Source organism: Streptomyces sp. NBC_01092, assembly GCF_045039535.1.
In the GTDB taxonomy this organism is placed as follows: domain Bacteria; phylum Actinomycetota; class Actinomycetes; order Streptomycetales; family Streptomycetaceae; genus Streptomyces.
In genome coordinates, this window is sequence record NZ_CP108659.1 from 4,587,601 (window position 1) to 4,604,816 (window position 17,216).

The following is a 17,216-nucleotide window of genomic DNA, read 5'->3' on the forward strand; positions in this document are numbered from 1 at the left end:
ACCCCGGCATGGGGCGCACGCTCATGCGATATACGCCCTGCTCACCCGGCGTTTCACGCCCCCGCGTTCTTGGCCGCCACAACGGCGTCGAAGACCTCCCGCTTGGGCACTCCTGCCTCTGTCGCCACAGCCGCGATGGCCTCCTTGCGCCGCTCCCCCGCCTCTTCGCGGACGCGAACCCTGCGCACGAGTTCCCCGGCGTCGAGCTCCTCGGCCCCCTTCTCGGGCGCCCCCTCGACGACGACGGTGATCTCCCCGCGCACCCCCTCGGCGGCCCACGCCGCCAGCTCCGCCAGAGCGCCGCGCCTGACCTCCTCGTACGTCTTCGTCAGCTCCCGGCACACGGCGGCCCGCCGCTCGGCGCCGAACACCTCGGCCATCGCGGCGAGCGTGTCGTCGAGCCGGTGCGGTGCCTCGAAGTAGACGAGCGTGCGGCGCTCCCCGGCCACCTCCCGCAGCCGCGACAGCCGCTCCCCGGCCTTGCGCGGCAGGAAGCCCTCGAAGCAGAACCGGTCGACGGGCAGCCCGGACAGCGCGAGCGCGGTGAGCACGGCGGACGGCCCGGGCACGGCGGTGACCCGGATGTCCTTCTCGACGGCCGCCGCGACCAGCCGGTACCCGGGGTCGGACACGGACGGCATGCCCGCGTCGGTCACCAGCAGCACCCGCGAGCCCGCGAGGAGCGCCTCGACCAGCTCCGGCGTACGGGCCGCCTCGTTGCCCTCGAAGTACGACACGACCCGCCCGGCCGGCTGCACGCCCAGCGCCTGGGTCAGGCGCTTGAGCCGCCGGGTGTCCTCGGCGGCGATCACCTCCGCGCCGGCCAGTTCCTCGACGAGCCGGGGCGGGGCGTCCTTGACGTCGCCGATCGGAGTGCCTGCCAAAACAAGGGTTCCTGTCACGTTTCCATCCTCGCAGGGCGCATCCACGCGACTGTCACAGACGTGTTCCCTACGATGGCGCGGTGACCAGTACAGCGTCGTCCATGGACTCCACGGACACCCGGCAGGGCCAGGCACCGCACGAGCAGCGGCCGTCGTGGCAGCAGCGCCTGCGCCGATTCGGCTATACGGCGGCGCCCAGAAGCGACGTACGCGAACAGCTCGTGCCGCCGTATGTCCAGCCCAGCCCGCGGATGTGGCAGTTCCTCGGCGTCTCGCGGCCGCTCGCCGAGCGGATCGCGCGCTGGTCGGCCTGGGGCGGTCCGCTGCTGGTGACGCTGCTGGCCGGGGTGCTGCGGTTCTGGAACCTGGGCAACCCGAAGAGGGTGATATTCGACGAGACGTACTACGCGAAGGACGCGTGGGCGCTCGTCCACCGCGGCTTCGAGGTCAACTGGGACAAGAACGCCAACGACCTGATCCTCAAGGTCGGCGACCAGGTCCAGATCCCGACGGACGCGGCGTACGTGGTGCATCCGCCGGTCGGCAAGTACGTCATCGGGCTCGGCGAGCTGATGTTCGGGTTCAACCCGTTCGGCTGGCGGTTCATGACGGCGCTGCTCGGCACGCTCGCGGTGCTGATGCTGTGCCGCATCGGCCGCCGTATCTTCCGCTCGACGTTCCTCGGCTGTCTCGCGGGCACGCTGATGGCGGTCGACGGGCTGGCCTTCGTGATGGCGCGCACCTCGCTGCTCGACGGGGTGCTGATGTTCTTCGTGCTGGCGGCGTTCGGCTGCCTGGTCGTCGACCGGGACCGGGCGCGCGCGAAACTCGCCGCGGCGCTGCCGGTGGACGCGGACGGGCGGGTCCGCCCCGACGCGCACATCGCCGAGACCCTGAGCCTGGGCCGGCGCCCCTACCGCCTGTTGGCGGGCCTGATGCTGGGCCTGGCCATCGGCACCAAGTGGAACGGCCTGTACTTCCTGGTCGCGTTCGGCCTGCTGACGGTGCTCTGGGACGTCGGCGCCCGCCGGGTCGCCGGCGCCCACCACCCGTACACGGCGGTGCTCAAGCACGACGTGGGCCTGGCGTTCCTCTCGACGGTCCCGGTGGCGGTCGTCACGTACCTCGTGTCGTGGACGGGCTGGATCCTCTCCCCGACCGACGGCAGCGGCGGCTACTACCGCGACTGGGCGAGCGCGAACGGCCGCAGCAGCAGCTGGTCGTGGCTGTTCCCCGACTGGTGGCTGAGCCTGTGGCACTACGAGCACCAGGTCTACGAGTTCCACGTGGGCCTGTCGTCCCCGCACACCTACCAGTCCAACCCGTGGAGCTGGATCGTCGCCGGCCGCCCGGTGTCGTACTTCTACGAGTCGCCCAAGCCCGGCAAGGACGGCTGCCCCATCGACGCCGGCGAGAAGTGCGCCCGCGAGGTCCTGGCCCTCGGCACCCCGCTCCTGTGGTGGGTGGCCGCCTTCGCGGTCCTGTACATCCTGTGGCGCTGGCTCTTCCGCCGTGACTGGCGCGCCGGTGCCATCGCCTGCGGTATCGCCGCCGGCTACCTCCCCTGGTTCCTCTACCAGGAACGCACGATCTTCTTCTTCTACGCCGTCGTCTTCCTCCCCTTCCTCTGCCTGGCCGTGGCCATGCTCCTCGGCGCGATCATCGGCCCACCGGGGTCGAGCGACACCCGGCGGGTGGCGGGGGCGACGGGGGCGGGGGTGCTGGTGCTGCTGATCGCCTGGAACTTCATCTACTTCTGGCCGATCTATACGGGGACGGCGATTCCGATCGACGACTGGCGGTCGCGGATGTGGCTGGATACGTGGGTCTAGCCGGGGGTCAGTCCTGGACGACGGTGTTCGGGCTGGTCCCGCCGTCCAGCTGATCGGTGCCGGGGCCGCCGTAGAGCGCGTCCGGGCCCGGGCCGCCGTACAGCTTGTCCGTGCCGGGGCCGCCGTAGAGCTTGTCGTCGCGTTTCTTGCCGAGCTTCTCGTCGCGGGACATTTGAAAGCCGTTGCCCACCTGGCTCTCGCCCCACATCAGGTCGTCGCCGTCGTCGCCGTACAGGACGTCGTTGCCCTCGTTGCCGGACAGTAGGTCGTCGCCGGGGCCGCCATGGATCGAGTCGTCGCCCTGCTGGCCGACGAGGGACTGGGTGCCCTCCCCGCCCTGGAGCACGTCGTCGCCGGCGCCGCCCAGGACGCTGACGTCACCGCTGCCGTGGAGGGTGTCGTCGCCGGCGCCACCATCGATCGTCGAGTAGCCGCTGGTTGTGATGGTGTCGTCGCCGGGGCCACCGAAGACGTGCAAGGCCTCGCGCCCTGTGCCGGTCCAGGTGTCATTGCCGGAGCCCAGGTTGATCTCGGTGTAGCCCAGTTTGTTCTGGTCGACGGCATGGCCCTCGGCGGTGTCCTCGCCATCGCCGAGCTGCAGCACCAGCGTGCGGACCGGGTCCGTGGTCATCTCCTCGTACCGGGCCGTGCAGGAGACCTTGGTTCGGTCGGCGTCGCTGGGGTAGGCACAGCCCTTCCCGGCGACGATGGGGACGACGTCGTCGATCACATACCTCATGGCGTAGTTGCCGACCGGCAACTCGGTGACGGTCACCCTGTTGTTCTGGCCCGGGGCCGCCCGGTACTCGACCTGTCCGCCCGCCACGGCCATGGCAGGCGCCGCCGGATCACCCCGCGTCGGACTCAGCGCCGCCGGAAGGGCGACGCCCGCGCCAAGCGCCAAGGCCAGTACGGACGCGGCGCGAACGGTTCGGCGGTCGGTGAGGAATGAGCGCACGGCAGGACCTCCGGAGGCGGTATCCGACGCCACATGCGACTCGCGGCCCCCACGCATGGTTGCCCACCCCGCCTTGTCGGAACGTGTCGACCGTTCGGCCAAGAATCGGTCACACATTCGGACAACAAAAAGAAACAACTCCCACTGGTTTCCCGCATGTCACTTACAGTGCGGAGGACATAACGGGGAGGGGACCATGCCCAAGGGGGTCAAGGTCGCTGTCATAGGCGGCGTGTTCGCGGTGATGGTGGGCGGGGCCGGCTACGGCGCCTACAACATCGTGTCGGCGTTGAACGGCGGTGGGGCTACGGGGGCCGGGGGGCCCGCGGACGAGAGGACGGGGCCGCCGAGTGCGGAGGAAGTCGAGGAGGCCTCGGCCAAGTTCTTCGCCGGCTGGGAGAAGGGCGAGGCCGCGCAGGCCTCGACGTCCACGAACAACAACGCGGCCGCCCAAGCCGTGCTGTCCTCCTTCGGCGAGGACGCCCACATCACCGGCGTGAAGATCACGCCCGGGGCCGCGCGCGGCACCACGGTGCCGTTCACGGTGAAGGCCAAGGTGTCCTACGGCGGGAAGTCCAAGCCGCTGACGTACAAGAGCGAACTCACCGTCGTCCGCGGCAAGACCACCGGGCGGGCCCTCGTCGACTGGCAGCCCACCGTGATCCACCCCCAGCTGAAGCGGGGCGACACCCTCGTCACCGGCGAGGCGGCGAACCCGCCCATCGAGGCCGTCGACCGCGACGACACCGTGCTGACGAAGGAGAAGTACCCCTCGCTCGGCCCGATCCTGGACGCGCTGCGCGCCAAGTACGGCGACAAGGCCGGCGGCGAGCCCGGCGTCGAGCTGTCGGTCCGGCACGCCGACGACTCGCCGGACACCTCACTGCTGACCCTGTCGAAGGGCAAGCCCGGCAGGCTGGAGACGACGCTCAGCGCGAGCGTTCAGGCGGCGGCCGAGAAGGCCGTGAAGAAGTACGCCCAGTCGTCGGTCGTCGCCGTCAAGCCGAGCACCGGCGAGGTGCTGGCCGTGGCGAACCACCGCGAGGACGGCTTCAACGCCGCCTTCGAGGGTCGCGTCGCCCCTGGCTCCACGATGAAGATCCTCACCTCGGCGATGCTCATCGACAACGGCGTCACCACGATGAACGGCCCGGCGCCCTGCCCGGCCACGGCCACCTGGCAGAGCCAGACCTTCAAGAACCTCGACGGTCTGAAGGCCGACGAGAGCGCGAGCGCCACGCTCGCCAACGGCTTCCTGCGCTCCTGCAACACCGCCTTCATCAAGCTCGTCGACGAGGACCCGCTCACGGATGCCTCGTTGACGAATGAGGCGCAGGAGCGGTTCGGGCTCGGGCGGGACGACTGGAAGACGGGCATCGTCTCCTTCGACGGCAGCGTCCCCGCCTCCTCCGGCCCGGACCGCGCGGCCAACGCCATCGGCCAGGGCCAGGTCCAGATGAGCCCGCTGAACCTGGCGTCGGTGACGGCCACCGCGATCACCGGCGACTTCCGGCAGCCGTATCTGATCTCGCCCGAGCTCGACGACCGCCAACTGGCCACCGCCAAGGGGCTGCCGTCGAGCACCGCTGCCCAGCTGAAGCAGATGATGCAGCTGACCGCGACGCAGGGCACCGCGGCGCCGGCCATGTCCGGCCTCGGCGGTGACATCGGCGCCAAGACCGGCTCCGCGGAGGTCGACGGGAAGGCCACCTCTGACAGCTGGTTCACCGGATTCCGTGATGATGTGGCGGCGGCGGCCATGTCCCAGCAGGGCGGCCACGGCGGCGACGCGGCCGGGCCGATTGTCGCAGCCGTGCTACGAGCGTCCGGCTGAACTTATCCCTCGCGGCACGGGACTCTAGGGTGGTCGTCGTCGTTGGTATGCGTGAGGTCGGCGGGGCAGGCGGGGGCCCCTGGGATACGCGAGGGAACGGAAAGCAGTGGGCAACAGAAGGCTCGTCGCCGAGCGACGGAAGACCAACCCCGCCGTGCTCGGCGGGATGATCGCCGTGGTTCTCGGCGGCGCCGGATTCGGCGTCTACGCCCTGCTGGGCAGCGGGGCCGCCGCCGAGAACGACACGCAGTCGACGTCGTCGAGCAAGGCAAAGGACGTCAAGACCGGGCCGCTGTCGGCGACCGAGGTCACGACCGCGGCCCAGGAATTCCTCACCGCCTGGCAGCAGGGCAAGGTGCCCCAGGCGGCCGCCGCAACGGACGACACGGCGGCCGCGAAGGCCCTGCTCACCGGCTACACCAAGGACGCCCACATCAAGGACGTCACCCTGACCGCCGGTACCCGCGCCGGCGCCAAGGTCCCCTTCTCCGTGAAGGGCACGGTGTCGTACAAGGGCACCGACAAGCCGCTCGCCTACGACAGCGCGCTGACCGTCGTCCGGCGCGCCGAGGACGGCAAGCCGCTCGTCGAGTGGCACTCCGCGGTCGTCCACCCCGACCTGAAGGACGGTGACACCCTCGTCACCGGCGCGTCCGGCACCCCGCCGGTCAAGGCGCTCGACCGGGACGGCGGCGAGCTGACGGAGAAGGAGTACCCGTCGCTGGGCTCGGTCCTGGACGGGCTGCGCGAGAAGTACGGGGAGAAGGCCGGCGGCAAGGCGGGCGTCGAGTTCCAGGTGATCCGCGGCAAGGAGTCCAAGAAGGCCGAGCTGTCCGACAAGACCCTGCTGGAGCTGAGCAAGGGCACGCCGGGCACGGTGAAGACGACGCTCAGCCCGAGCCTTCAGGCCGCCGCGGAGGAACAGGTGGCCTCGAAGGCGAAGGCCTCGGTGGTCCTCCTGCGCCCGTCGACCGGTGAGATCCTCGCGGTCGCCAACTCCTCGCACGGCTTCAACACCGCGTTCCAGGGCTCTCTCGCGCCCGGCTCCACGATGAAGGTCATCACCTCGTCGCTGCTGATCGAGAAGGACCTCGCGTCGGCGGACAAGGCGCACCCCTGCCCGAAGTTCTTCACGTACGGCCACTGGAAGTTCCAGAACGACGACAAGTTCGAGATCAAGGACGGCACGTTCAAGGCGAGCTTCGCCCGCTCCTGCAACACGGCCTTCATCAGCCAGGCGCCCGAACTGGACGACGACAGCCTCACCAAGCAGGCCCAGCAGGTCTTCGGCCTGTCCATGAACAGCTGGTCCGTCGGCGTCTCCACCTTCGACGGCGCCGTCCCGGTCCAGTCGCAGGCCCAGATGGCGGCCTCGCTCATCGGGCAGGGCGGGGTGCGGATGAACGCGCTGAACATGGCGTCGGTGTCAGCGACCGTGCGGACGGGCACCTTCAAGCAGCCGTACCTGGTCTCCCCCGACGTCGACGGACGGCAGCTGGCGACGGCCTCGCGCACCATGTCCGCGTCCACGCTGTCCCAGCTGCGCGAACTGATGGCCTACACGGCGGCCTACGGCACCGCGGCCGAGGCGATGTCCGGAGTCACCGGTGACGTCGGCGCGAAGACCGGCTCGGCGGAGGTCGACGGCCAGAAGAAGCCGAACGGCTGGTTCACCGCCTACCGCGGCGACCTGGCGGCGGCGGGCGTGGTCCAGCAGGGCGGGCACGGCGGCGACACGGCGGGCCCGATCGTGGCGGCGCTGCTGAAGGCGGGCGGCTGAGCCTCAGCGCCCCAGCTGAGCCTCACGGCCCACGGGTGCGGCGGCGGCCAGATAGGTGCGCCGCAGGAACCTCATCAGCGCCCGCGTCTCGAACTGCACCACCGACACCCCTTGCGCGGAGTGGAACTCGACCACGGCCTGCACCCGGCCGCACGGCCACACCCGGACCTCTCCACTCCCCGTGGGAGCTCGCAGCCCCTGTTCCAGCAGTGAGCGCGAGAAGGTCCACTCATGGGCATCGCGCCCGGGCAACCCGATCCGCACCGAGCGCGGATCGGAGTCCGGGTCGTAGCGCAGCACCACCGGTACCGCGTCCTGATCCTGCAACAGGATGTCCGCGTCCGTGACGATATGGGCCCGTGCGTACTGTTCGACTACAGACATCGGTCGGCCCCTTACGCTGCGCAACCTGTGCGAAAGCTGTGCTTCCGCTCCCCCTCCAATGTCGCATATTTCCGGGATTCTGCCCGTTCGGGCACAGGAAGTCCGTCCGTAGTTCCCACCTCCTCGCTCTTGCAAGAGGTTCGCAACAAGCCACTATCATCGAACGGTGCACGTACCTGACGGATTCATAGACGCCCCCACCTCCGCCGTGACCGGTGTGGTCGCCGCGGCCGCGGTCGCCGTGAGCCTGCGCGGCGCCCGCCGTGAGCTCGACGAGCGGACCGCGCCCCTGGCCGGCCTGGTGGCCGCGTTCATCTTCGCCGTGCAGATGCTGAACTTCCCCGTCGCCGCGGGCACCAGCGGCCATCTGCTGGGCGGCGCGCTCGCCGCCGTACTCGTCGGCCCGTACACGGGGATGCTGTGCATCTCCGTCGTCCTGCTCATGCAGGGCGTCCTCTTCGCGGACGGCGGCCTCACCGCGCTCGGCGTGAACATCACCAACATGGCGATCGTCGGCGTGGTCGTCGCCTACGCCGTCTTCCGCGCCCTGGTGAAGGTCCTGCCGAAGTCCCGGCGGTCGATCACGGCGGCCACCTTCGTCGCCGCGCTGGTGTCGGTGCCGACGGCGGCTCTCGCGTTCACGTTCCTGTTCTGGATCGGCGGCACCACCGACGTGTCGATCGGCAAGGTCGCAGCTGCCATGGGCGGCGTCCACCTCCTGATCGGCATCGGCGAGGCCGCGATCACCGCACTGACGGTCGGCGCGGTCATCGCCGTACGGCCGGATCTCGTCTACGGCGCCCGCGATCTGCATCAGCCGCTGAAGCTGCGGGTCGGCGGCGAACTCGTCGACGCTCCGGCGCCCGAGGCCGCACAGCCGGTCGCGGCCCGCACCTCCCGCCGCACCCTGTGGATCAGCGGCGTGGTCACCTCCCTCGTGCTCGCCGGGTTCGTCAGCTTCTACGCGTCCGCCAGCCCCGACGGCCTGGAGAAGGTCGCCGAGGACAAGGGCTTCGCCGAGTCGGCCGAGGAGCATGCCAACTCCGACTCACCGCTGGCCGACTACGGCGTCAAGGACATCGACAACGTCCGTCTGTCCGGCGGCCTCGCCGGCACGATCGGCGTCGGCGTCACGCTCGTCGCGGGCAGCGCGGTGTTCTGGGCGGTGCGCAGGCGCCGTACGGACGACGTCTCGCCGTCGAGCACGAGCACCACCGCGGGTTCGAGCGCCTGACATGGGGGCGGGGCACGCGCACAGGCTCTACCGGCACGGGCACTCGCCCGTGCACGGCCTGCCGCCGCACACCAAACTCGCGGCGGTCTTCGCCTTCGTCGTCGTGGTCGTGTCGACGCCGCGGGAGGCGATGTGGGCCTTCGGCCTGTACGCCGTGCTGCTCGCCCTCGTCGCGTCCGTCGCCCGCGTGCCGGCCGGCTTCCTGCTCAAGCGGCTGCTGATCGAGGTGCCGTTCGTCGCGTTCGCCGTGCTCATGCCGTTCGTGGCGGAGGGCGAGCGGGTCGAGGTGCTGGGGATGTCGCTGAGCGTCAGCGGGCTGTGGGGCGCCTGGAACGTGCTCGCCAAGGGCACCCTGGGCGTCGCCGCCTCCGTCCTGCTCGCCTCCACCACCGAGCTGCGTGAACTGCTGCTCGGCCTCCAGCGGTTGAAGCTGCCGCCGCTCCTCGTGCAGATCGCGTCCTTCATGATCCGCTACGGCGATGTCATCGCGGACGAGATGCGGCGGATGCGCATCGCGCGGGAGTCACGCGGCTTCGAGGCGAAGGGCGTGCGGCACTGGGGCGTGCTCGCGAAGTCGGCGGGCGCGCTGTTCATCCGGTCCTACGAGCGTGGCGAGCGGGTGCACCTGGCCATGGTCAGCCGGGGATACGCCGGTTCGATGCCGGTGATCGACGAGGTGACCGCGTCCCGGGCGCAGTGGTCGTACGCCCTCGCACTCCCCTTCGCCGCCCTCGTCGTCTGCGTGCTGGGATGGGCCCTGTGAGTACTGCTTCCCTGGAGGTCTCCGGCCTCGCGTTCGCCTACCCCGACGGCCACCAGGCCCTGTTCGGCGTGGACTTCTCGATCGCGCGCGGCGAGCGGGTCGCGCTGCTCGGTCCGAACGGCGCCGGCAAGACGACCCTCGTCCTGCACCTCAACGGCATCCTGACCGGCGGCACCGGCCGTGTGCAGGTCGCCGGGCTGCCCGTCGGCAAGCAGCACATGGCCGAGATCCGGCGCCGGGTCGGCATCGTGTTCCAGGACCCGGACGACCAGCTGTTCATGCCGACGGTCCGCGAGGACGTCGCGTTCGGGCCGGCGGCGGCCGGGCTGAAGGGGCCGGAACTGGAGGAGCGCGTCGACCGTGCGCTGGAGCAGGTCGGCATGGCGGAGTTCAAGCACCGCCCGCCGCACCACCTCTCCTTCGGCCAGCGGCGCCGGGTCGCGGTGGCGACGGTGCTCGCGATGCGGCCGGAGATCCTCGTCCTGGACGAGCCCTCCTCCAACCTCGACCCCGCCTCCCGCCGCGAACTGGCCGACATCCTGCGCTCGCTGGACGTCACCGTCCTGATGGTCACGCACGACCTGCCGTACGCGCTTGAGCTGTGCCCGCGCTCCCTCATCCTGAGCGAGGGTGTGATCGCGGCGGACGGCAGGACGGCCGAACTCCTCGCGGACGACGAGCTGATGCGCGCCCACCGCCTGGAGCTGCCGTTCGGCTTCGACCCGCGCTCCGTGACCACGGGCGCGTGAGCGGGGCGGGACGACGGTCAGCGAGCTGACGGTCAGGGAGCTGACGGCCCAGCGCACCCGCTGATCTCGGGTTACCCGCGGTTGCTACCCCCTGGTAACAGCAGGCTCCGTACCGACCAGTACCTTGTGCGCAATGTACTCGTGCGCGCTTTTTTGTAGTGCGCACTGTTCTGGGGGGAGGCCACCCATGACCGACGAGGGCACTGCCGTCGACACCCGTCCGACGAAGATCATGTACGTCGCCGAGGCCACCGCGCACGGCGGCCGGGACGGCTATGTGACCAGCCAGGACGGCGAGATCGAGCTGAAGGTCTCGATGCCGCCGCAGCTGGGCGGCGACGGCAACGGCACCAACCCCGAGCAGCTCTTCGCCGCCGGCTACAGCACCTGCTTCCACAGCGCGCTGATCCTCGTCGGCAACCGCGAGGGCTACGACCTGACCGGATCCACGGTCGCCGCGAAGGTCGGCATCGGCCCCAACAAGCACCGCGGCTACGGCCTCGCGGTCGCCCTCAGCGTCTCCCTGCCGGTGCTGGACGCGGACATCGCGGCCAAGCTGGTGGACGCCGCGCACGAGGTCTGCCCGTACTCCAACGCGACCCGCGGGAACATCGACGTCACCATCCTGCTTGGGTAGAAGGGCACCCGCACAAGGCAGGACGAGGAGACGGACGTGGACGTGAACGGCGCAGTGGCCGAGGGCTTCGAGCCGGTCCGGGAGGCGTTCGTCCGCAACTTCGAGACGCTGGGCGAGCGGGGCGCGGCGGTCGCCGTGTACCGGGACGGCCGCCAGGTGGTCGACCTGTGGGCCGGCACGAAGGACGTGGACGGGACCGAGCCCTGGCAGCGGGGCACCGCACAGATCGTGCGCTCGGCGACCAAGGGCGTCGCCGCCGCCGTACTCCTGCTGCTCCGCCAGCACGGAGAGCTGGACCTGGACGCGCCGGTGGCCGAGTACTGGCCGCAGTTCAAGGCCCGCGGCAAGGAGCGGGTGCTGGTCAGGCACGTGCTGAACCACCGGGCCGGGCTGCCGGTGCTGGAGCGCCCGCTCACTCCGCAGGAGTCGCTGGACCCCCTGCGGGGCCCGGAGGCCGTCGCCGCTCAGACCCCCGTGTGGGAGCCGGGCACCGCTCACGGCTACCACGCGCTGACATACGGCTGGATGCTCGACGGGATCGTGCGGCGGGTGACCGGGAAGGGCGCCGGCGAGTGGATCGCGGACCGGATCGCCGGGCCGCTGGGGGCGGAGTTGTGGCTGGGCCTGCCGGCCGAGGAGGAGGCTGCCGGGCGGGCGGGCCGGGTCGGGCGCGTCGAGGGGCCGGAGCCGGCGGCGGGGGCGGTGCTGCGGGCCCGACCGAAGCGTTCGGTCACCGACGCCTACCAGGACCCCGACTCCCTCACCCGCCGGGCTTTCGCCGCGATCACGCCGTTCCCCGACCAGAACGACCCGGCGTACCGTGCGTCGGCCCTGCCCGCCACCAACGGCATCGCGACCGCCGACGGTCTGGCCCGCGTCTACGCCGCGCTGATCGGCGAGGTCGACGGCGTGCGGCTCTTCGACCCCGCGACGGTGGAGCTGGCGCGGACCGAGGAGTCGTCGGGCCCCGACCGCGTCCTGGTCGTCAACACCCGCTTCGGCCTCGGCTACATGCTGCACGGCAGCGCGTCCCCGCTGCTGGGACCGGGCTCCTTCGGCCACCCCGGCCGCGGCGGCGCCCTCGGCTTCGCCGACCCGGAGACGGGGATCGCGCTCGGCTATGTGACGAACGGCTTCCGCAAGACGGTGACGGCGGATCCGAGGGCGCAGGGGCTGATCCGGGGGCTTCGGGCGTCCCTCGCGGGCTGAGCGGTCCGGACGACATCAGCTACGGTTCGGCAGCGCCCCTGGGGGCGCGGGGAACTGCGCGACCAGCCACGACGAGCGAGCCAGGCGATCGACTTCCTGAACCGGCACCTCCCGCGGAGCGTTCAGCGCCGGTTCACACGTGGATCGGGTGCGATGTACGCCCCGAAGCCGCGTCGATCTCGCCGTGCGCCTTCGTAAGCATCTGCATCGCGAGCTCGTTCAGCGCGCGGGCGCCGGCGATCTCCTCCCCGACGCGTGGCTGATTAGAGTCGGTGTGGTGCCGAGCGGCGTGCCCGTGGGCCCGTACCTCGGTGCCGTCGGGCAGCCGCACCATCGCGACCGCCCGCGTGTGCTCGTCGTCCTCCAGGAACTCCATCTCGACATGCCATCCCACTGTGGTGTGCATCATGACGATCACCTCCGGAAGTACTGCTTCCAGGGTGCGCCTCGCGGGGGCCGCAGACTAGTCGGCTTGCGCGAATCCCCTGGGGCCGCCCGCCCGGGGCCGGACGGTCATCCTCAGCGTGCGGGGCCGTACGGTGGCCCGCCGAGCCGGGTCTCGGTGGTGGTGCGCCGGGTGACGAGCCGGCCGGTGCGGTGCAGCCGCAGGGTTTCGGTGATGACCCGGTTCAGGTAGGGCAGCCGCGGCAGGTCGTCGAAGGTGACCGGCCGCTCTGGCGAGGACCTCGCCCAGCTCGGCCAGGACGCGGGCCTCGATGTCGGGACGCCGGGCGAGTTCGTACAGGATCCAGGACAGCACCGACGCGGTGGTCTCGGTGCCGGCCACGGCCAACGTGAGGATCTCGGAGCAGATCTGATGCGCGCTCAGCGGCCGGCCGGTCTCCTCGTCCACGGCACGCAGCAGCATGGACAGCATGTCCCCGGTGTCGTGCGGATGAACGTGTCCTGCGCCACTTGAGAGCGCGGCCGTCCCACCCGTCACACAGACGGGACGAAGGCCGCAACTCGGGATCAGGTGAGACTCGGCACACTCGCGTCGGCAGTCGCCCGCGGGCTGCTTCCATGGAGATGTCGCGCGCCGGACCTGGCCCCGCCGCCACCGCCACTTCCCCCGTTCACCGCACCGGGCCATATCGAGGACATGCGCTGCTGCTTCTCCGCCCACCTCCCCGCACTCGCAGCACTGTCGGCCTTCCCCGGCCCCTGCGAGGTGCTGCGCTCCGGTGCGCGCCTCGCCCCTGCCCTGGCGCGGTCGGCCTCCGCCGCCGTGCGCCGGGTCCGCTCCTGGCACCCCGACGATCTGACCGCCGTCAATCTTGAACTGGTCACCCTGACCGAGGACCGCGCCGTCATCACCTGGTACACCGGCATCCCCGGCACCGACGACGGCCTCGGCCACCCCCTCCCCGCGATCACGGAGGGCGAGGTCGTCTACGGCACCCACCCCGCGCGGCTGAACCGCACCGCCTCCGGGGACCTGCCGACCGCCCACCACCAGGTCGAGCTCACGGACCTGGAGCCGGGGCAGACGTACTACTACCAGGCCCGTTCCAGGGGCGTGGCCGCCACGCCCACCTCGCTGCATCTCGTGCGCGGCAACGCCGTCGGCACCTCGGCGTTCGGGCTCGGTTCGAGCGGCGGGCCGTACTCCTTCACCACGCCGCCGCCCCCGCCCGGCCGGCACCTGCTGTCGATCGCGCTCTGCAACGATCTGCACCTCGGCGAGACCACCGCCGGTCTCGTCGGCGGACTGCCCCTGCTGCGCGGGGTCGCCCAGCAGCCGGGACGCGCGCCCTACCCGGAGCTGATGAGCCGCGCCCTGGTCGCCGAGGCCCGGCGGCGCGGGGCAGACCTGCTGCTGGCCGGGGGTGACATCTCGGCCGGCGGTGCGGCCCACGACCTCGGTGAGGCCCGGCGGATCCTGGACGGTTTCGGCGCGCACGGGCAGGACTACTTCGTCGTACGCGGCAATCACGACCGCTCCCGGGACGGCGCCTTCCACACCACGTTCCCCGGCGGGAGCGAGGGGCCGGGGTACTTCGCCCGTGACCTCGGCGGGCTGCGGATCATCGGCCTGGACACGTATGCCAAGAGCGGCAACGGCGCCGACGCGGGCGGGCTCGGGGCCGAGCAGCTGTCGTGGTTCCGGGCGCGGCTGCGGGAGCAGCCGGACCAGCCGACGCTGGTGTTCGGCCACCATCCGCTGACCGTGCGCGACTCCCTCTTCCCGGTGACCCGCGGCCAGCAGCTGGACCGCCGCCAGGCCCGTGCCGTCGTCGACGCCTACGCCTCCGCGCCCGGCGTCTTCCTCCACCACGCCGGCCACACCCACCGCAACAAGCGCACCCTGCTGTCGCGGGCCCCGCACGTCACCCATCAGGAGGTGGCCGCCGCGAAGGAGTACCCGGGCGGCTTCACCCTCGTGCGCATCCACTCCGGCGGCTACGCCCTCAACCACTACAAGGCCGGCGACGTGGCGGCCCGGCAGTGGAGCGAGCGCAGCCGGCGGGTGGCCGCGGGTCTGTGGCCGCACCACGCGCTGGGCCGCTCGGTCACCGACCGCAACAGCGTGCGGGCCCATGACCTGTCCGGTGTCGCGGTGCGTGAATAGCGCGTCACCGTGCGCGTTCGTAGCATCGAGTCATGGCGACCCTCTGGGAACTCATGCGGGACTGCATCCCCGACGACCACGCCCGGCAGGTCACCTCGCGGTACTACGTCGACGAGGTGATGGCCGCCCCCGGCGCGCCCGGGCTGGTCCTCGACCTGGGGTGCGGTCGCGGCACCTCGGCCGCGCTGTTCCGCAAGCACGACCCCGAAGTGCGATGGATCGGCGTCGACATCCGTGACTCGCCAGAGGCGGGACAGCGCACGCCGAACGGTGACCCGGTCGTGCACTACGACGGCGTACGCCTCCCCCTCGGCTCCGGCACACTGCCGCTGGTCTACTCCCACCAGGTCTTCGAGCACGTCGCCCGGCCGCGCGAGCTGCTCACCGAGATCGCCCGGGTGCTCCGTCCCGGCGGCCGCTTCATCGGATCGACGTCCCAGTTCGAGCCGTACCACTCCTTCAGCCTGTGGAACTACACGCCGTACGGCTTCCGCAGGCTGGTCGAGGAGGCGGGGCTGGCGCTGGAGGAGATCCGGCCCTCGCTGGACGGGGTGGCGCTGATCATGCGGAGCTATCTCGGCCGGCCACCGGAGTACAGCCGCTACTGGGACGTGCAGTCCCCGCTGAACGACGAGATCGACCAGTGGGGGAGACACGAGCGCCGCCGGACGGCCCTGGTGAATCTGCGGAAGCTGACGTATTGCGGCCAGTTCGCGTTCCGGGTGGTGAAGCGGTAGGGCTCCGCCGGGGGCGGGTGCGACCACGGGGGTGCGGGGCTGGGTCGGTTGTCGTCTGCTGCACGTGTTGTGGCTGGTCGCGACGCGCCCGCAGATTTCGCAGCGGGCTTCAACCCGCGCGCAGCATCAAGGCGATCCCGGCGACCAACAACCCCGCCGCCGCGATCCGGGGCGCTCCGAACCGCTCCTTGAAGACGACGGCCCCGATCGCCGCCCCCACGATGATCGACGACTCCCGCAGCGCGGCGATCGGCGCCAGCTCCGCCTTCGTCTGGGCCCACAGGACGAGCGCATACGCGGCCACGGACAGCGCCGCGCCCACCAGCCCGAGCACGGCGAACGGCCGCAGCACGGCGACCGTCTCCCCACGCCGGCGCCAGACGGCGTACGCGGGGATGACGAGCCCCTCGACCACCATGAGCCAGGAGATGTAGCCGAGGGAGGACCCCGAGGCCCGCACGCCCAGCCCGTCGAGCAGGGTGTACGCGGCGATGCTCAGCCCGGTCGCCAGCGCGGCGCCGATCGCGGCCCAGTTGGGCCGGTTCCCGCGCAGGCCCCACAGCGCGACGCCGGTGAGCCCCGCACAGGACACGGCGATTCCGGCGGCCGCCCAGCCGTCCGGCACCTCGTGCGCGAACACGGCGGCGAGCACGGCGACCACGATCGGCGCGGTGCCGCGCGCGATGGGGTAGGCCTGCCCGAAGTCGCCCAGCCGGAAGGACTTCATGAGCAGCGCGAAGTAGACGATGTGGACGAAGGCGGAGGCGAGCAGATACGGCCATGCCCGCGCCGCCGGGAACGCCCCGAACGGCATCAGCGCCAGCCCGATCAGCACCCCTCCGCCCGAGATGAGCGTGAACCCCACCAGCTTGTCGGTGATCTTGTGGGCGATGGCGTTCCAGCCGGCGTGCGTGACGGCAGCGAGCAGGACGGCGGAGGTGACCAGCGGCGTCACGAAGTCTGCTCGCGCACGTCCACCAGGGTGGCACCGGCCTGGGCGACGAGCGCCCCCGGCTCCATGGGGAACACGGTGTACGGCGTGCCGGCGGCGGCCCACACCACGTCGTGCTCCAGCAGCGACCGATCGGCCAGCACCCGCGTCCTCGTACGGTGCCCGAAGGGCGGTACGCCCCCGATGGCGTACCCGGTGGTCTCCCGTACGACGTCCGCCTTGGCCCGCGTGACCTTCTCGACGCCGAGTTCCTGCCTCACCCGCTCCACATCCACGCGGGAGGCGCCATCCATGAGCACCAGCACGGGCACCTTTCCCCCAAGCTCTCGGCCTTGCTCGAGCAGGGGGGACCCCCATGCCGCGAAGATCAGCGACTTGCAGATCTGGCTGAGCTCACACCCGATCGCGGCGGCGGCCTCGGCGGCGGTGCGGGTGGCGTCCGGGAATCGGCGGATCTGCCCGTGGAGATGATCCAGCCCCAACTCCCGCAGGGCGTCGGCGAAACGGGGGTGGGCTCCGGAGCCTTCGGTTCCGATGGTCGTCATGTCGGCACACGCTAGTGGTGCGTGTACGAGCCACGCGACCGAATTCCACCGCTCGCGACCGGGGCTCCGGCACGCCCTGCAAACGCGCCGTCACGCTCCGCGATCATGGTGGCGGATGAGGCAATCCCACACTGACCGCCCACGCG

Annotated in this window: 17 protein-coding genes and 1 pseudogene; 10 read left to right on the forward strand and 8 right to left on the reverse strand. The window is 71.2% G+C overall.

What is annotated here, in order from left to right:
* Positions 1-53 precede the first annotated feature (53 nt).
* Positions 54-902, reverse strand: a complete 849-nt coding sequence (gene rsmI, locus OG254_RS20525; protein WP_351194567.1) for a 16S rRNA (cytidine(1402)-2'-O)-methyltransferase — start codon at positions 900-902, stop codon at positions 54-56.
* Positions 903-964: 62 nt separating this feature from the next.
* On the opposite strand from rsmI, the gene OG254_RS20530 reads away from it, so the two are divergent.
* Positions 965-2,716 carry a dolichyl-phosphate-mannose--protein mannosyltransferase gene (locus OG254_RS20530; RefSeq protein ID WP_405583735.1) on the forward strand — a complete coding sequence of 584 codons (1,752 nt, stop codon included), beginning with the start codon at positions 965-967 and terminating at the stop codon, positions 2,714-2,716.
* A gap of 7 nt (positions 2,717-2,723) precedes the next feature.
* Here the strand turns inward: OG254_RS20530 and OG254_RS20535 are convergent, their stop codons facing one another.
* Positions 2,724-3,674 carry a calcium-binding protein gene (locus tag OG254_RS20535; protein WP_405583737.1) on the reverse strand — a complete coding sequence of 317 codons (951 nt, stop codon included), beginning with the start codon at positions 3,672-3,674 and terminating at the stop codon, positions 2,724-2,726.
* A 196-nt stretch (positions 3,675-3,870) separates the two neighbouring features.
* On the opposite strand from OG254_RS20535, the gene OG254_RS20540 reads away from it, so the two are divergent.
* Together OG254_RS20540 and OG254_RS20545 are read left to right on the forward strand one after the other, a co-directional pair.
* Positions 3,871-5,508: a penicillin-binding transpeptidase domain-containing protein gene (locus OG254_RS20540; RefSeq protein ID WP_405583739.1), complete on the forward strand. Its 1,638-nt coding sequence runs from the start codon at positions 3,871-3,873 to the stop codon at positions 5,506-5,508.
* A gap of 106 nt (positions 5,509-5,614) precedes the next feature.
* The gene (locus OG254_RS20545) at positions 5,615-7,288 is read left to right on the forward strand and encodes a penicillin-binding transpeptidase domain-containing protein (RefSeq protein ID WP_405583741.1); all 1,674 of its coding nucleotides are present in this window, start codon (positions 5,615-5,617) and stop codon (positions 7,286-7,288) included.
* A 3-nt stretch (positions 7,289-7,291) separates the two neighbouring features.
* Here the strand turns inward: OG254_RS20545 and OG254_RS20550 are convergent, their stop codons facing one another.
* Positions 7,292-7,672 carry an SsgA family sporulation/cell division regulator gene (locus OG254_RS20550; RefSeq protein ID WP_405583743.1) on the reverse strand — a complete coding sequence of 127 codons (381 nt, stop codon included), beginning with the start codon at positions 7,670-7,672 and terminating at the stop codon, positions 7,292-7,294.
* Positions 7,673-7,838: 166 nt separating this feature from the next.
* On the opposite strand from OG254_RS20550, the gene OG254_RS20555 reads away from it, so the two are divergent.
* The 5 genes from OG254_RS20555 to OG254_RS20575 all read left to right on the forward strand — a co-directional run bounded on the left by OG254_RS20555 (position 7,839) and on the right by OG254_RS20575 (position 12,264).
* The gene (locus OG254_RS20555) at positions 7,839-8,906 is read left to right on the forward strand and encodes an energy-coupling factor ABC transporter permease (protein WP_405583745.1); all 1,068 of its coding nucleotides are present in this window, start codon (positions 7,839-7,841) and stop codon (positions 8,904-8,906) included.
* 1 nt (position 8,907) lies between these two features.
* Positions 8,908-9,669 carry a cobalt ECF transporter T component CbiQ gene (gene cbiQ / locus OG254_RS20560; RefSeq protein WP_405583747.1) on the forward strand — a complete coding sequence of 254 codons (762 nt, stop codon included), beginning with the start codon at positions 8,908-8,910 and terminating at the stop codon, positions 9,667-9,669.
* The gene (locus OG254_RS20565; RefSeq protein ID WP_405583749.1) at positions 9,657-10,418 is read left to right on the forward strand and encodes an energy-coupling factor ABC transporter ATP-binding protein; all 762 of its coding nucleotides are present in this window, start codon (positions 9,657-9,659) and stop codon (positions 10,416-10,418) included. The genes cbiQ and OG254_RS20565 overlap by 13 nt, the downstream gene beginning before the upstream one ends.
* A gap of 187 nt (positions 10,419-10,605) precedes the next feature.
* Positions 10,606-11,055 (forward strand): organic hydroperoxide resistance protein, encoded by a 450-nt coding sequence (locus OG254_RS20570; RefSeq protein WP_351194583.1) that lies wholly within the window; start codon positions 10,606-10,608, stop codon positions 11,053-11,055.
* A 36-nt stretch (positions 11,056-11,091) separates the two neighbouring features.
* A complete protein-coding gene (locus tag OG254_RS20575; RefSeq protein ID WP_405583751.1) occupies positions 11,092-12,264 on the forward strand; it encodes a serine hydrolase domain-containing protein in 1,173 nt (390 codons plus the stop codon).
* Between the two features lie 133 nt (positions 12,265-12,397).
* On the opposite strand, the gene OG254_RS20580 is transcribed toward OG254_RS20575, so the two are convergent.
* The 3 genes and pseudogenes from OG254_RS20580 to OG254_RS20590 form a co-directional block, all read right to left on the reverse strand.
* A complete protein-coding gene (locus tag OG254_RS20580) occupies positions 12,398-12,673 on the reverse strand; it encodes a DUF1876 domain-containing protein (RefSeq protein WP_405583753.1) in 276 nt (91 codons plus the stop codon).
* A 110-nt stretch (positions 12,674-12,783) separates the two neighbouring features.
* On the reverse strand, positions 12,784-13,083 hold the full coding sequence (locus OG254_RS20585; RefSeq protein WP_405595101.1) for a cytochrome P450: 300 nt from the start codon (positions 13,081-13,083) through the stop codon (positions 12,784-12,786).
* Positions 12,995-13,357 (reverse strand): annotated as a pseudogene (locus OG254_RS20590) (cytochrome P450); the annotation flags it as partial. The gene OG254_RS20585 and the pseudogene OG254_RS20590, both read right to left, overlap by 89 nt.
* Positions 13,358-13,366: 9 nt before the next feature.
* Here OG254_RS20590 and OG254_RS20595 point away from each other — a divergent pair.
* Positions 13,367-14,836, forward strand: coding sequence for a metallophosphoesterase (locus OG254_RS20595; protein WP_405583755.1), 1,470 nt, complete (start codon positions 13,367-13,369; stop codon positions 14,834-14,836).
* Between the two features lie 32 nt (positions 14,837-14,868).
* On the forward strand, positions 14,869-15,573 hold the full coding sequence (locus OG254_RS20600) for a class I SAM-dependent methyltransferase (protein ID WP_405583757.1): 705 nt from the start codon (positions 14,869-14,871) through the stop codon (positions 15,571-15,573).
* 109 nt (positions 15,574-15,682) lie between these two features.
* Here the strand turns inward: OG254_RS20600 and OG254_RS20605 are convergent, their stop codons facing one another.
* Together OG254_RS20605 and OG254_RS20610 are read right to left on the reverse strand one after the other, a co-directional pair.
* A complete protein-coding gene (locus tag OG254_RS20605) occupies positions 15,683-16,528 on the reverse strand; it encodes an EamA family transporter (RefSeq protein WP_405583759.1) in 846 nt (281 codons plus the stop codon).
* The gene (locus tag OG254_RS20610; RefSeq protein ID WP_405583761.1) at positions 16,525-17,070 is read right to left on the reverse strand and encodes a YbaK/EbsC family protein; all 546 of its coding nucleotides are present in this window, start codon (positions 17,068-17,070) and stop codon (positions 16,525-16,527) included. The genes OG254_RS20605 and OG254_RS20610 overlap by 4 nt, the downstream gene beginning before the upstream one ends.
* Positions 17,071-17,216: the final 146 nt, after the last annotated feature.